Origin of the sequence: Thermoflavimicrobium daqui, assembly GCF_003313465.1 — a bacterium.
Taxonomy (GTDB): domain Bacteria; phylum Bacillota; class Bacilli; order Thermoactinomycetales; family Thermoactinomycetaceae; genus Thermoflavimicrobium; species Thermoflavimicrobium daqui.
In genome coordinates, this window is sequence record NZ_KZ845677.1 from 1 (window position 1) to 12,766 (window position 12,766).

The 12,766-nt window shown below is 36.6% G+C and carries 17 protein-coding genes; 5 read left to right on the forward strand and 12 right to left on the reverse strand.

The window, feature by feature from the left end; all coding sequences use genetic code 11:
• Window positions 1-247: transposase (locus DL897_RS18735; RefSeq protein ID WP_240627439.1), on the forward strand; the 247-nt coding region annotated here is incomplete at its 5' end.
• A 42-nt stretch (window positions 248-289) separates the two neighbouring features.
• On the opposite strand, the gene DL897_RS18385 is transcribed toward DL897_RS18735, so the two are convergent.
• Window positions 290-454, reverse strand: a complete 165-nt coding sequence (locus DL897_RS18385; protein ID WP_168188851.1) for a hypothetical protein — start codon at window positions 452-454, stop codon at window positions 290-292.
• Complete coding sequence (locus DL897_RS16490) at window positions 423-1,361, reverse strand: GAF domain-containing protein (RefSeq protein WP_113660225.1); 939 nt, start codon at window positions 1,359-1,361, stop codon at window positions 423-425. The genes DL897_RS18385 and DL897_RS16490 overlap by 32 nt, the downstream gene beginning before the upstream one ends.
• Before the next feature lie 252 nt (window positions 1,362-1,613).
• On the opposite strand from DL897_RS16490, the gene DL897_RS16495 reads away from it, so the two are divergent.
• Complete coding sequence (locus tag DL897_RS16495) at window positions 1,614-1,817, forward strand: DUF1657 domain-containing protein (RefSeq protein WP_113660226.1); 204 nt, start codon at window positions 1,614-1,616, stop codon at window positions 1,815-1,817.
• Between the two features lie 284 nt (window positions 1,818-2,101).
• Window positions 2,102-3,112, forward strand: coding sequence for a quinone oxidoreductase family protein (locus tag DL897_RS16500; protein WP_113660227.1), 1,011 nt, complete (start codon window positions 2,102-2,104; stop codon window positions 3,110-3,112).
• 270 nt (window positions 3,113-3,382) lie between these two features.
• On the opposite strand, the gene spoVAE is transcribed toward DL897_RS16500, so the two are convergent.
• From spoVAE to DL897_RS16530, 7 genes are all read right to left on the reverse strand, one after another.
• Complete coding sequence (gene spoVAE, locus DL897_RS16505) at window positions 3,383-3,733, reverse strand: stage V sporulation protein AE (protein WP_113660228.1); 351 nt, start codon at window positions 3,731-3,733, stop codon at window positions 3,383-3,385.
• Window positions 3,730-4,746 carry a stage V sporulation protein AD gene (gene spoVAD / locus DL897_RS16510; protein WP_113660229.1) on the reverse strand — a complete coding sequence of 339 codons (1,017 nt, stop codon included), beginning with the start codon at window positions 4,744-4,746 and terminating at the stop codon, window positions 3,730-3,732. Before spoVAD ends, spoVAE begins: the two co-directional genes overlap by 4 nt.
• Window positions 4,747-5,229 (reverse strand): stage V sporulation protein AC, encoded by a 483-nt coding sequence (gene spoVAC, locus DL897_RS16515; RefSeq protein WP_113660230.1) that lies wholly within the window; start codon window positions 5,227-5,229, stop codon window positions 4,747-4,749.
• 18 nt (window positions 5,230-5,247) lie between these two features.
• Window positions 5,248-6,102 (reverse strand): DUF421 domain-containing protein, encoded by an 855-nt coding sequence (locus DL897_RS16520; protein ID WP_113660231.1) that lies wholly within the window; start codon window positions 6,100-6,102, stop codon window positions 5,248-5,250.
• 25 nt (window positions 6,103-6,127) lie between these two features.
• Complete coding sequence (locus tag DL897_RS16525; protein ID WP_113660232.1) at window positions 6,128-6,334, reverse strand: DUF1657 domain-containing protein; 207 nt, start codon at window positions 6,332-6,334, stop codon at window positions 6,128-6,130.
• Window positions 6,335-6,556: 222 nt separating this feature from the next.
• Window positions 6,557-6,730, reverse strand: a complete 174-nt coding sequence (locus DL897_RS18390) for a hypothetical protein (RefSeq protein WP_168188852.1) — start codon at window positions 6,728-6,730, stop codon at window positions 6,557-6,559.
• The gene (locus DL897_RS16530) at window positions 6,717-7,640 is read right to left on the reverse strand and encodes a GAF domain-containing protein (protein WP_113660233.1); all 924 of its coding nucleotides are present in this window, start codon (window positions 7,638-7,640) and stop codon (window positions 6,717-6,719) included. Before DL897_RS16530 ends, DL897_RS18390 begins: the two co-directional genes overlap by 14 nt.
• A 585-nt stretch (window positions 7,641-8,225) precedes the next feature.
• Here DL897_RS16530 and DL897_RS16535 point away from each other — a divergent pair.
• Window positions 8,226-8,669 (forward strand): MarR family winged helix-turn-helix transcriptional regulator, encoded by a 444-nt coding sequence (locus DL897_RS16535; RefSeq protein ID WP_240627482.1) that lies wholly within the window; start codon window positions 8,226-8,228, stop codon window positions 8,667-8,669.
• Between the two features lie 16 nt (window positions 8,670-8,685).
• Window positions 8,686-9,894: an MFS transporter gene (locus tag DL897_RS16540; protein ID WP_240627483.1), complete on the forward strand. Its 1,209-nt coding sequence runs from the start codon at window positions 8,686-8,688 to the stop codon at window positions 9,892-9,894.
• Window positions 9,895-9,979: 85 nt separating this feature from the next.
• Here the strand turns inward: DL897_RS16540 and DL897_RS16545 are convergent, their stop codons facing one another.
• The 3 genes from DL897_RS16545 to opp4C all read right to left on the reverse strand — a co-directional run bounded on the left by DL897_RS16545 (window position 9,980) and on the right by opp4C (window position 12,765).
• Entirely contained in the window at window positions 9,980-10,552 is a 573-nt protein-coding gene (locus DL897_RS16545; RefSeq protein ID WP_113660278.1) for an LOG family protein, read from the reverse strand.
• Window positions 10,553-10,942: 390 nt separating this feature from the next.
• On the reverse strand, window positions 10,943-11,650 hold the full coding sequence (locus tag DL897_RS16550) for a metallophosphoesterase (protein ID WP_113660234.1): 708 nt from the start codon (window positions 11,648-11,650) through the stop codon (window positions 10,943-10,945).
• Between the two features lie 200 nt (window positions 11,651-11,850).
• On the reverse strand, window positions 11,851-12,765 hold the full coding sequence (gene opp4C, locus DL897_RS16555) for an oligopeptide ABC transporter permease (protein ID WP_113660235.1): 915 nt from the start codon (window positions 12,763-12,765) through the stop codon (window positions 11,851-11,853).
• Between the last annotated feature and the right edge of the window lies 1 nt (window position 12,766).

A 12,766-nucleotide genomic window follows, 5' to 3' on the forward strand; every position in this document is an offset into this window, starting at 1 on the left:
TAGTAAACGAAAAGAAACGATTGAAAGAGTTTTTGCAGATATGAAAGAAAAGCATGGTATGCGTTGGACAACGCTTCGTGGGAAGCGCCGAGTTCAAATGCAGGCGATGCTACTTTTCGCTGCCATGAATTTAAAGAAACTCGCCAATTGGCGATGGAAAAACCATCGCCTTCGTCGATTTTTTTATCAATTAATTAGTAAACCCCTTCTGAATTCGTTTTTCAGAAGGGGTTTATCTACAGTCTGAAATAAAGAGACCAGCTAGCTGGTCTCTTTATTCCTAATGATATTAATCGTTTTTTTCTAATAATCTTTTTAATTTTTTCTTTACAGCTAGACGCTCATGATCAAATAAACCATTTTTCATTTGATCCATGAGCTGCTTTTTAGATATTTCGCCCATCCGATATAGGCGATTTAGCTCATGTCTTACTTTCTTGGGAACCCAATCCATTGGCGGAAACCCCCTTTCTAACTAAATCAAAATAAATCAATGGGTAGAGTAGTTTGGAAAACAACACAACGCGCTCCCTCTCTATTTTTTCATATGCATTTACTGGCTCTCCTGTCAAAGATAAAACACCAATACAGGTCGAAAAATCTTGTCCGGCACTTAATGGTACACATAATAAGCTCCTAAATTTCTTTTTAGCTTGACGATTTCGGTCAAATTCAATTCCTGCCTCTTCTACATCTGGAATATAATAAACCTCATTATTTCGCCAAGCATGCCCTACAGCACTTCCGAAAATCTCCGGCTCATATTCCTTAATTCGATGAGAATAACCACTAGAGTGGGCATAATGCATAAGTACACCCTCTTTAGTAAAATGAGGGATATGAATGACAATTCGTGGACTTTTCTCGCGATATCCTCGAATTGTATTGATCAAATAATCAAGTAAATTGTCATAAATGTCGTCTTTATTTTTTACAAAATCTTCTTCGTTTACGATCGCTGTAGCTACCTCTTCCGCTGTATACACAATTTGTGACATCGTATAGGTTTCATCTTCATATCTTTCATCCAGTTCCATATATAATTGTTTGACTTCTTTTACTTCTTTGGTTAACTTTTGAATCATTCGGTCTTTTTTATTAATCTGCTTTATTAACAGTTCATTTTCTTGAATTAACTTTGTAACTTGATTCTCTAGTTCGTCTCTTTGGGGGGAATCCGTTTCATTAATCTCTTCTGCTCGTTGACCTAACCAATTAATTTCTCCACGCCATAGTCGAATAAGATAAATAATAAATACAAGAACCAATCCAATAGCAATAAAATAGCTTAAAAAGTCATAAAACCATCCTCCGCTCGACTCTAAACGTTCGAAGAAACGAATGATTTCTGATATATCCACCTATTTACCCCTTTCCCTCTAACTAGGCAGATTATTCTAAAAATGAGGTAATTATATATTCTGCTTATTGTATGAGTAAATCCTGCTTTTTGTTTCATTTAATTAAAAAATGTCATAATTGTTTTACAGTACTACTGTAATTATTCTTACAGTACATTTAACCAATTATACATTTTATTCCACACATATTTTTATCTAATCTCTACAAAAATAAAGGATGTAAAACATAAGTAAAGGAGTGATTTTTGACCCATGACCGTAGGTACAAAAATTCAACAAACTATTGCAAGTGCCGAAGGAGTCGTAGCAAACTTAAAGTCATTCGCGTTAGATACAAATAACCAACAGGCAAAACAAATGTATAATTCTCTTGCACAACAAATGGACACAGTAGTTCAGCAATTAAAGTCTAGAGAACAACAAGTAATCAGTGAAGAACCTCAATACAAATCATAATCAAACGAAAGCACTCTATCGAATTATGTTAGAGTGCTTTTTATTTATAGCATGTTGCATCATTTGATAGGAAATCCAGATCATATTTGGAGGAAGTCGCGAACCGTTTTTGTGTAGGATCGACTGTTGCACCCAATCTTTAGCAGGAGGGAGTGGGGAGGCCAACCTCTATTTTCTTTAGGGAAGCTATATATAATTTGTGTTATCATAAAAGTATAGAATAAATGTAGGAATCTCCCTATTTATATGACTATAAAGAATAACTTATTACAAGGAGGGATTTAGTGAAAGCAGTATTTTTAAGAGAAATTGGTGGACCACAAAAGTTAAGTTACGAAGAGATTGATAAACCAGTCCCTCAATCCGATGAAGTGTTGGTTCGTATGAAATATGCTGCCTTAAATCGACGTGATTTATGGATTACATATGGATTATACCCAGGGATGACACTTCCAACAATACTTGGGTCAGATGGAGCTGGGGAAGTTATAGACATTGGTAAAGAAGTAACGAACGTGAATATAGGTGACTTGGTTATTATAAATCCTGCGCTTCATTGGGGAGCCAATCCTCATTATTATAGTTCAAACTTCTCTATCCTCGGTATGCCAAAAGCCGGAACCTTTGCAGATTACACACTAGTACCTTCTGAGCAAATTTTCCTGAAACCAGAACATCTATCTTTGGAAACAGCAGCTGCAATGCCGTTAGGTGGAGTGACAGCATATCGAGCATTATTTACACGCGGACATCTACAACCATCCGATACAGTATTCATTCCGGGAATCGGTAGTGGAGTCGCTCTATTCGCCTTACAAATGGCGCTTGCCCATGGAGCAAAAGTATTTGTCAGCTCAAGTAACGATCAAAAGCTAGCGCTTGCCAAGAAGTTAGGAGCTAGTGGAGGAGTGAACTATCGTTCAGAAGATTGGGTTAAACAGCTTAAACAATTGATGGGTGGAGCTGACTTAATCATTGATTGTGTTGGTGGTTCCCAATTTAACCATCTTCTTCATATTGCTAAACCCGGTGGAAGAATCGTAAACTTTGGTACAACGGGGGGCCCTGTTCCTGAACTTCAATTACCTAAATTATTTTTTAAACATATTGATATTCGGGGGACTACCATGGGTAGCCCACAAGACTTTCAAAATATGCTTCAATTTATCTCTCAACATCAAATTCACCCTGTGATTGATCGTTCCTATCCAATTACTGAAATCAAAGAGGCACTAACTTATATGGAAAAAGGGGGGAATTTTGGTAAGATCACTATAAAAATTACAAATGATTGATTTACTATGCTTTTTTACTAAGATTTAATTCTTTTCCACCTGCAACAAATATACTGTAAATTTGGGTCATATTTCATACCTAAACCATTCATGATTGAATGATTCAAATTCAAAAAGAAGCTTCAGATCAATCATACGCAGATGTATCGAAATCTAATAACGTTGCATATTTAATGTCTTGGCTTGATGAGATCATATATAAAGATCTTTTCTTTATCATCCCCTTTAAATTCTGACGAAGCAGAGAAGTTTATAAATCCTTCTCTGCTATTATCCTTTTGATTTAAAAATAAGAGAGGCAAGAAAACTAAATACAATCGCCGCTGAAATACCTGCGCTGGTTACTTCAAAAATTCCAGTGATTACTCCAACTAGCCCTGCCTTTTCAGCTTCGACCATAGCCCCATGAACCAATGAATTCCCAAAACTGGTTATTGGAACAGTTGCCCCTGCGCCAGCGAACTTAATCAAAGGTTCATAAAGTCCGAATCCGTCTAAAATAGCGCCGATTACAACCAGCGTACTGGTGGTATGAGCAGGTGTTAACTTAAATACATCCATCATAATTTGTCCAATAACACAAATAAGTCCACCCACAATAAAAGCCCATAAAAATATCATACTTCTCCCTCCTCTTCATGCTCAATAGCTACTGCATGTGCAATACAAGGGATACTTTCGTTTTGTTGATAGCTAATCGGTGAAAGTAATGCGCCTGTAGCGACAATGAGTACTTTCCTTAGTTCTCCTTTTCTCATCCGACTTAAAATATGTCCATATGTCACACAGGCAGAGCAACCTGCACCACTTCCTCCAGAAAGTACAGGCTGATCTTCTCGATAAATCATTAGCCCACAGTCACTAAATAGTCCTTTAGGGAACTTTAATCCTTGTTTGTCTAATATATCAGAAACGGTTTTAAACCCTACTCTCCCTAAATCACCGGTAACTACGAGATCATAATATGTCGGTGATAGTTGTAAGTCGCGAAAATGGGTTTGGATGGTATCAATAGCTGCTGGAGCCATCGCTGCTCCCATATTAAATGGATCTGAAACCCCCATATCCACTACTCGACCTATCGTTGCAGCTCGAACCTTGATACCACTTCCTTTAGCTGCTACTACTGCAGCTCCTGCTCCTGTTACTGTCCACTGAGCAGTTGGCGGTTTTTGTGATCCGTATTCTGTAGGATAACGATATTGTTTTTCTGCAGCTGCATTATGACTAGAAGTTGCAGCCAGTACATGACTGGCATATCCTCCATCGACAAGAAGTGATCCTAAGGCAAGTCCCTCCATCGAGGTAGAGCAAGCACCAAAAATACCTAAATAGGGAACACCTAGTGTTCGTGCTGTAAAGCTACTCGAAATGACCTGATTCATTAAATCTCCTGATAAAAAAAACTGAATATCTTCTTTTTGTAAATTCGCTTTGTGTATTGCGTATTCACTTGCTTCTTCTAACATCTTCTTTTCAGCTTTTTCAAAGCTCTCTTGTCCGAGCCATAAATCTTGATGGAGCACATCAAAGTCGTCAGCCAGTGGACCTTGCGCCTCAAACGGGCCACCAACTGCTGCAGAAGCAACAATAGTTGGCTTATTTTGAAAAACCCAAGTCCTTCCTTGAATCACCTAAAATCCCCCTAAATATTTCGTTATGATCACTTTAATGATCCCAATGACAAACGCAGAAAATACACCAAAGACAATCACAGAGCCAGCTAATTTAAACATATTGCCACCTACACCTAATACATATCCTTCAGATCGATGCTCGATTGCAGCGGAAGCCATCGCATTGGCAAAACCGGTAACAGGTATAATTGTTCCTGCTCCTGCTTTTTGAGCAATGTGATCATAAAAGCCGAGCCCTGTCATCATCGCTGAAATAAAAATCAAGGTTGCAACTGTAGGGTCCCCTGCGGACTTCTCGTTAAAATGAAAAAAATGAATATAAAAAGTTGAAATTCCCTGTCCAATTAAGCAGATAAATCCCCCTACCAAAAAAGCATAGATACAGTTTTTAATAATAGGTCGTTTTGGCTCTCTTTTTTCTGCAAAATCCTGATATTGTTGTTGGATAGGAGTAAGCTTTTTTTTCTTTTTATCTGACATAAAAATTCACCTTTGTCATCATTTTAATAAGTGCTTAACATCATAAATCACTGATGATAATTCTCTGGCACACTGCTCATACATTTGTTTAGCACGCGGATGGTCTGTATCCAAGGAGTAAGCATCAAGGTCAGCTTTGGCTTGTTTTAATGTATTTAATAACAATTGTTTCGCTGTTGGCTTTGGAACTTGGATTGAATCATCAAATAGATCAATATACAATTCACCCATTGCATCAACTTGGGCAAGAAATATATTTTCGGGTGAAACACCTATCTTTTCCAATTCAGTTCGCAGCCAGCCTCGATTTAACCCCATGGTTGTTAACGGCTCATCTATAATATTGCCATCTAAAATAACCGTTTGTGCACCTGTTTCAACTGCGGTTTGAATTCCTAATAGTTTGGGTGTGATAGGCTGCCGGTTCGATTTTAATAAAGCGTTTATCTCCCCATTTGATTCCATCACTGCAAATTCCACATCTGCTAAGTTAAATATCTGTTTATGTCTTAATTGTTGTAATAAGTCTTCTGGACTAAAGCGCATCTTTTTAAGTTGATCTTCCATGATTTTTCCATGCTTAATTACAACTGCTTCACGACCATGAATTAAATCACGAACTCCTTTACTCTTCAAAGAAAGGTAACTAAGACCGATTCCGACAAGACTCCATGTTAACAAGGCGATAACTCCAGAAAGTACATCCACTAATTTAATCGAAATCGCCGCTGCGATCATCCCGATGACAATCCCATAAATAAGATCAAAATAAGTCATTCTAGCGGCCATTTTTCTTCCTAACATTCGGGTCAGAAAAATGACTACAACAATAAAGCTAAGGGAACGAATAATAATCTCTAGCCAGCTTGGCACATTCTCCTTCCTTTCTTTTTGCTGATTAAAATCCTTTGTACTGAGGTTCTTCCCATTCCATATTTTGAATTCTCTTTTGCAAACGATCTGTAATCAATTGAAGCTTTTCAGCACTGCGCTGGAATGTTTTTTTTGCTGCTTCATCTTGTGCTATTAGGCTATAACGTTCTAAATTGGCTTGTGCTCCTTTTAAGCTCACCAAAGTTTGCTTAACTCGTGAATAAGTAGTCATATAAACCTCCTCATCTCTAAAGTTTGAAATTCAAGCGTTTTTTATTCACATAAAGGTAAACTGATGTGAATTCTGACCGAGAAACATGTTTGATTTCACTCGTGTTCATTTTGCATTATAAATCCCTCTTCTCATTACCTAATTCTGGTTAATCGAAATAATTTTAATAAAAGTACATAATAAAAAAAGCACGCTATTCTCCAGCGAGCTTTTTATTATGTACTATTTTAAACGACTTACAAATTGATTAAACTTCTCCTTGGTAGCTAGACGTTCGTGATCAAATAAACCATTTCTCATGCGATACATTAGTTGTTTTCTCGTAATCGTCCCTTCTCGATAAAGTTTATTAAGCTCTTTTCTCTCTTTTCTCGGTACCTTTTCAGGTTCGCCCATGTATGGAAACCTCCCCTTTTTTGATGTCCATATAAACTAAGGGGTACAGGAGACTAGCAAATAAGACTACTCTGTCGATCTCTATCTTTTCATATGCATTTTCCGGTTGACCTGTAATCGATAAAACACCAATCCGTGTCGATGGATCATTGCCTGCTTTTAAGGGAACACAAAGAATCGTACGATAGTATTTACTAGAGGCAACCTTTCGATCATACTCATACGTTTTATCCTCAACATCGGAAACATAGTAATTAGTACAAGTTCTCCAAGCCCGGCCTGCTGCACTTCCATCTTTCAACGGTTCATATTCACGAATACGATGCGAATGACCACTGGAATGTGCATAATGCATTAAACGATCTTTTTTCTCTGGATGCTCGATATGAATAACGACACGAGGATTTTTTTCTCTGTACCCTTTGATAGTATTAACTAAATAATCCAATAAATTAGTAAAAATATCATCACGTTTTAAGTGGAAATTTTCTTCATTGGCTAGGGCAGCAGCTATTTCTTCGGCGGTATACATGATTTGCGAAGTGGTATATGTTTCATCATCATATTTCTCATCAAGTTCAACAAATATTTTTTGCAATTCTTGAATTGTCTTATCTTTTTCCATCATCTCAAGTCGTACTTCTTTTAGCTTTTGATCAAGCTCCATCTTTTCCTGTTGTAACTTTTCAACTTGCTGTTCTAAATTACTCTTATCAACTTGAAGGATATGCACTTGACCTTGATCTTCCACTTTTCGCCATAAAATATCGATCTTCCCTTGCCAAAGCCGGATTAGATAAATCATACAAGTAGCAACAAGTACACCTGCGATCAAATATCGAAAAAGTTCCGACAACCATCCTCCATCTATAACCAATTTTTCAATCAATTTCATTATATACTCAAACATCCAAAAAATCCCCCTTTCGAAAAATAAAAAATAAACAAAAAATTGCGTTGTTATATGTTAAATTACATTCACATGCACAAATATCCTTGTCTAAAAATTAGTTAGTGACAATGAACCTTTATATAGCAGTTACTAAAAATACTCCCTTATTATAAGTTATACCTTGTCTTCTATTTATATGATTCATTTTTGGTGTAAAATTGAAATTCCAACTATCTATTTTTAACTATCTTAAAACATCTATAATAAAGACAGACATAAAACCATTTTAGAAACGTTGATCTTCATGGAACTAGTTGCTCATCGATCTATATTAAATCTACTTCAGCCTAGCCGTGTAATTAAAAGGGCAATATGAATATCAACCATCCAAAATTCTCTTTAGTGCCATAAATAACCAAAAGCTGGTCACCCTTTTTACCAAGGAAGACCAGCTTTTTTTCATGATCTATTTTTGATCAAATGATACAAATCTACCACTTAAATTTATCCTTAGCATGATTGTATACTCTTTACAAATTAATTCGTTTCACTTAATATTGTTATGACAAGTAAATAGGTTTGAAAAGGAGGTTATCGCTAAAATTGAAATCCTATTTTATCCATGAGTCCATTGGGGTTATGATTGCACAAACCTATCGTAAATTGAATCAATTATTATTTCTTCGGTTAAAAGAGTATGAGATTACTCCTGAACAATGGTCTGTACTCTATCGTTTAAGTCAAAAAGATGGGATTAATCAAAGGGAAATTGCTATTCGTACTTCAAAGGATCAACCTACCACAAAACGGATTTTAGATTGCTTACAAAAAAAGAATCTCATTGAAAAAAAAATGAGTCCTTCAGATCGTAGAGCCTTCCTTATTTATTTAACAGACAAAGGAAAGCACCTCGCTCAACAATTGCTACCTATTGAACAGAAAATCATGGCAGAAATATCCGTAGGAATGGATCAAGCTGAGATCAATCAATTTAAAAACAAGCTTTTACTTATTAGCGAAAATATCAACACTCTTATCAATGATTAACTAGGGGGATCTATGATTGGAACAACAGAAACTATGGACTAAAAGTTTTATTCTTCTAACCTTATGTAATCTATTATTATTCTTAAATTTACAGATGCTGACACCTACTTTTCCGGCCTATGTTAAGGAAAAGTGGAATTCAAGTGACTTCACAATTAGTCTAGTCATTAGTTTATTTGCCTTATCAGCAATTATAGCTCGTATCTTTGCGGGCGAAGCTCTGAAAAGAGGAAGTAGAAATCTCATCCTTTATGCAGGCTTATGTATCGTAGCTTTATCTACAGCTGGGTATTATGGGTCTGGTACCATTGCTGCGCTCTTACTGATGCGGATGATATTTGGTATTGGATTTGGAATGACTAGTACCGCTTTTCCTACGATGGTTTCCGATGTCATTCCACTTAAAAGAATGGGTGAAGGAATGGGATACTATGGATTATCAACGAGTTTATCCATGTCTATTGCTCCTGTGATTGGCCTATGGCTTTTAAATGATTATGGTTTTGGAGCATTAGTTATAGCATCTGCTTCACTTATTATCCTGATCTTCCCGCTTTCATATCTCATTCGGTCTGCAAAATCACCTGCTCAACTTGATCAGAAAAAAATTCCTAGCAAAGCTTCTACGAAGATACAAATCATCGATAAAAAAATCTTTCTTCCTTGTTGTTTAAATCTACTTCTTTCGATTACTTATGGAGGTCTCATCAGCTTCTTAGCTCTATTTGGCAAAGAAACACATATCGCCAATGTTGGCTGGTTTTTCTTATGTAATGCGATTGCAATTGTACTGGTTCGACCGATTTCTGGAAAGATCTTTGACAAAAAAGGACATATTGCCATACTTCCACTCGGAGCCGTTTTGGTTATAGTAGGTCTTGTTATCCTCTCTTATACTCAGTCTATGAATCTGCTTATTTTATCATCTGTATTTTATGGACTTGGGTATGGGATGATACAACCTTCTATTCAAGCATGGACGATTAAGCTTGTTTCACCAGAACAGCGTGGAATGGCAAACGCAGCCTTTCTTAATTCCATCGATCTAGGGGTAGCTATTGGCTCTATGTTTCTAGGTATGATTGCAACTGCAGCAAACTATGCGGTCATGTATCGTTTATCTGCAATATGTATGGTATTATTTTTATTCATCTATATGTTCACTTTTCTTAGAAATGCTAAGCATCAGAAGAGCCATAGCCATGATCAAAAGCTAAGTGCCTAAGTAATTTGCACGTTCATTGTTTAATTATATTCATTGTTTGATCCCATCTTTAAACCTATGGGATCAAACAACAAATGTATACCAACTATTCTCTCCACTTATTTGCATCTGCTGGCGGGACATAATGATTCATTTTCTCAAGGAGTCTTTCTGGATCTTCTTCTAAAATAAAAAGTTCATCATGTGTTTTCGGTATAAATTCCTCTTCGATCGCATTGTGTACCATCTGCATGAGTGGTTGATAATAACCATCAATATTTAATAAACCAATTGGCTTTTGATGTATTCCTAGATGTCCCCAACATAATACTTCAAATATTTCCTCAAATGTACCATATCCACCTGGTAATGCAATGAATCCATCAGATAATTCAGCCATTTTTGCTTTTCGTTCATGCATCCCCTTTACTTGATAGAGCTCAGTTAAGTTTTGATGAACAATTTCTCCATGCAATAACCCAGATGGGATTACACCGATCACCTTTCCATGATGATTGAGTACTTCGTCTGCTACGACTCCCATAAGCCCAATACTTGAGCCACCATATACTAATTCTATTTCTTTTTTAGCTAAAGCTTTTCCGAGATTAATAGCCATTTCCGTATATTTCTGATTACGACCGCGATTAGAGCCTGCAAATACACATATTCGTTTCATCATTTTCACCAATCCTTCTATCTTCTTTTTCCTCCTTTACCATTCTAATACATATGGATAATAGAGTAAATTATCAATCTATTTATAAAAGATAAAAATAACCCTTTGATTCTTTCTAACTCCATCGCTTATCAAGTCAATTCTAATGCTATAGAATATGAAAATAGTGAATTATCTATTATTATTTGAATCCAATCACTGCCATCATCCCATTTTTTTATTTAGCCAAACAACATGTTTATTTAGAGTAATCTTTAGATTTTCATGAAATATGCTTAGATCGTAGCCCGCTTTAGATCCGTCAAAAACCGTATCCAAAGAAAGATCAAGTCCTTTGGATACGGTTTTTGATTGACCAAAACTAAAACGAAATAGAGGATTTCTTTTAAATCATGATTCATCATCTTCGAGCTTCTCTCCATCTACATAAGTTACTTGTTGACTTGGTAGCTCAAGACAATTTAATTGCCCACCAAAAACACATCCTCCATCAATTCCTATAATATGATTCTTACCAAAGTAAACATCAGCGCAACCATGGAGTCGAGTAGTCGGTGTATGCCCAAAGACCACTATTTTTTCACCTTGATAGTTTTGATGAAACTCATCACGAATCCATAGAAATGTACGATGTTCCGTATCAGCAAATGGAAGAGTTGGATGAACACCAGCGTGGACAAAAATATACGGATCTAACTCATAATACAGAGGCAATGAGTCCAAAAAAGCGATATGTTCTTGAATCAGATCAGATTGAATATTCGCGAAGGATTCTTCGATATTTTCTGGATCAATCGTAAAGCCATAGCTATGTAGTGTTTGTCTTCCACCATTTTTTATCCATTTTAAAATGACATCTTTCTGTCCTTGGAACGCTTTAATCATCCAATCTTCATGATTTCCCTTAAGAGCAATAGCTCCTTTACTTTTAAGTTGTATGACCTTTTCAACTACACCTTTAGCGTTAGGCCCACGATCAATATAATCACCTAGTAAGATCAATTGGTCTTTGGTTGAGTCATACTTTACTTTTTCAAGTAAGTTTTCTAGTTGATCCAATGCTCCATGTATATCACTGATCGCCAAAATCCGCTTCATAACCATGTTCTCTCCTCAATCTAATATGTACCTAAAAGAAGGGTCGTTTTCACCATTCCTTTTACCTTACCATTCATAGACTGATATAGCAATTTAAATAGAGTCATCAAAATATCCCAACGTCCAATAGTATATATATGCAAGAAGACTACACTATAAAAAAACCGAGCCTGACAGAACCCAAGACTCGGTTTTATTCCTTAACGACGCGTTGATTTGGTATCAAAGGCATCTCGTAAGCCATCTCCGATAAAATTAATCGATAATACCGTTAAAACAACCAATAGTCCTGGTGGAATCCATAACCATGGTTGATCTGTTAACACCGTTACATTGCTCGCTGAATGTAACATATTACCCCAAGTGGGTGTAATTTCAGGGGCTACACCAAAGCCTAGATATGCAAGTCCTGCTTCGGCTAAAATCATCGTCGCCATCAGTAGAGTAGCATTGACAATGATCGTTGGTAAAACGTTAGGGATCACATGCTTAAAAATAATCTGAAAATCACTACACCCAATCGATTTAGCACTTAAGATAAATTCTCTTTCACGAATGGAAAGCACTTCACCACGAACTAATCGAGCCGTTACTGGCCAAGCAGTTAATCCAAACACAAGAATTAAGGACCAGATCGTTGTCTTTTGCATAATGGTAACGACGAATAGCATTAAAAGCAGAGTTGGAAGAACGAGTAAGATATCTACGATTCGCATGATGATCATATCAATCCACTTCCCATAGTATCCAGCAATTGCGCCAAGCAGTCCCCCAATAACCACAATCATTAGGGAAGAGGTTAATCCTACCAATAAGGAAATTCGTCCACCATATAACAAACGTGTTAATACATCACGTCCGATTTCATCTGTTCCTAAAAGATGTACATCATCTGGTTCAGCATCGGTATTATAAGCATCTGGCTTATTCGGATCAAAATCACTAAGCATGGGAGCCGCGATTGAGAATATCACAATCAACAACAAAATGATAATCCCAACAACAGCCAATTTATTCTTCATAAACCGGCTTAAAGCTAACTGCCATGGTGATTGTTGCTTTTTCTCAGGCTTCTCCTTTTCTGAAGAAATTGAAGTTGTAGGAGCTGTCTGCATC

Excerpts from the sequence above, each read along its gene's own strand:
- DL897_RS18385 (WP_168188851.1), bottom strand. The coding sequence starts at position 454 with ATGGATTGGGTTCCCAAGAAAGTAAGACATGAGCTAAATCGCCTATAT.
- DL897_RS16495 (WP_113660226.1), top strand. The coding sequence starts at position 1,614 with ATGACCGTAGGTACAAAAATTCAACAAACTATTGCAAGTGCCGAAGGA.
- spoVAE (WP_113660228.1), bottom strand. The coding sequence starts at position 3,733 with ATGATATTTTTATGGGCTTTTATTGTGGGTGGACTTATTTGTGTTATT.
- spoVAC (WP_113660230.1), bottom strand. The coding sequence starts at position 5,229 with ATGTCAGATAAAAAGAAAAAAAAGCTTACTCCTATCCAACAACAATAT.
- DL897_RS16525 (WP_113660232.1), bottom strand. The coding sequence starts at position 6,334 with ATGACTACTTATTCACGAGTTAAGCAAACTTTGGTGAGCTTAAAAGGA.
- DL897_RS18390 (WP_168188852.1), bottom strand. The coding sequence starts at position 6,730 with ATGGGCGAACCTGAAAAGGTACCGAGAAAAGAGAGAAAAGAGCTTAAT.
- DL897_RS16530 (WP_113660233.1), bottom strand. The coding sequence starts at position 7,640 with ATGTTTGAGTATATAATGAAATTGATTGAAAAATTGGTTATAGATGGA.
- DL897_RS16545 (WP_113660278.1), bottom strand. The coding sequence starts at position 10,552 with ATGAAACGAATATGTGTATTTGCAGGCTCTAATCGCGGTCGTAATCAG.
- DL897_RS16550 (WP_113660234.1), bottom strand. The coding sequence starts at position 11,650 with ATGAAGCGGATTTTGGCGATCAGTGATATACATGGAGCATTGGATCAA.
- opp4C (WP_113660235.1), bottom strand. The coding sequence starts at position 12,765 with ATGCAGACAGCTCCTACAACTTCAATTTCTTCAGAAAAGGAGAAGCCT.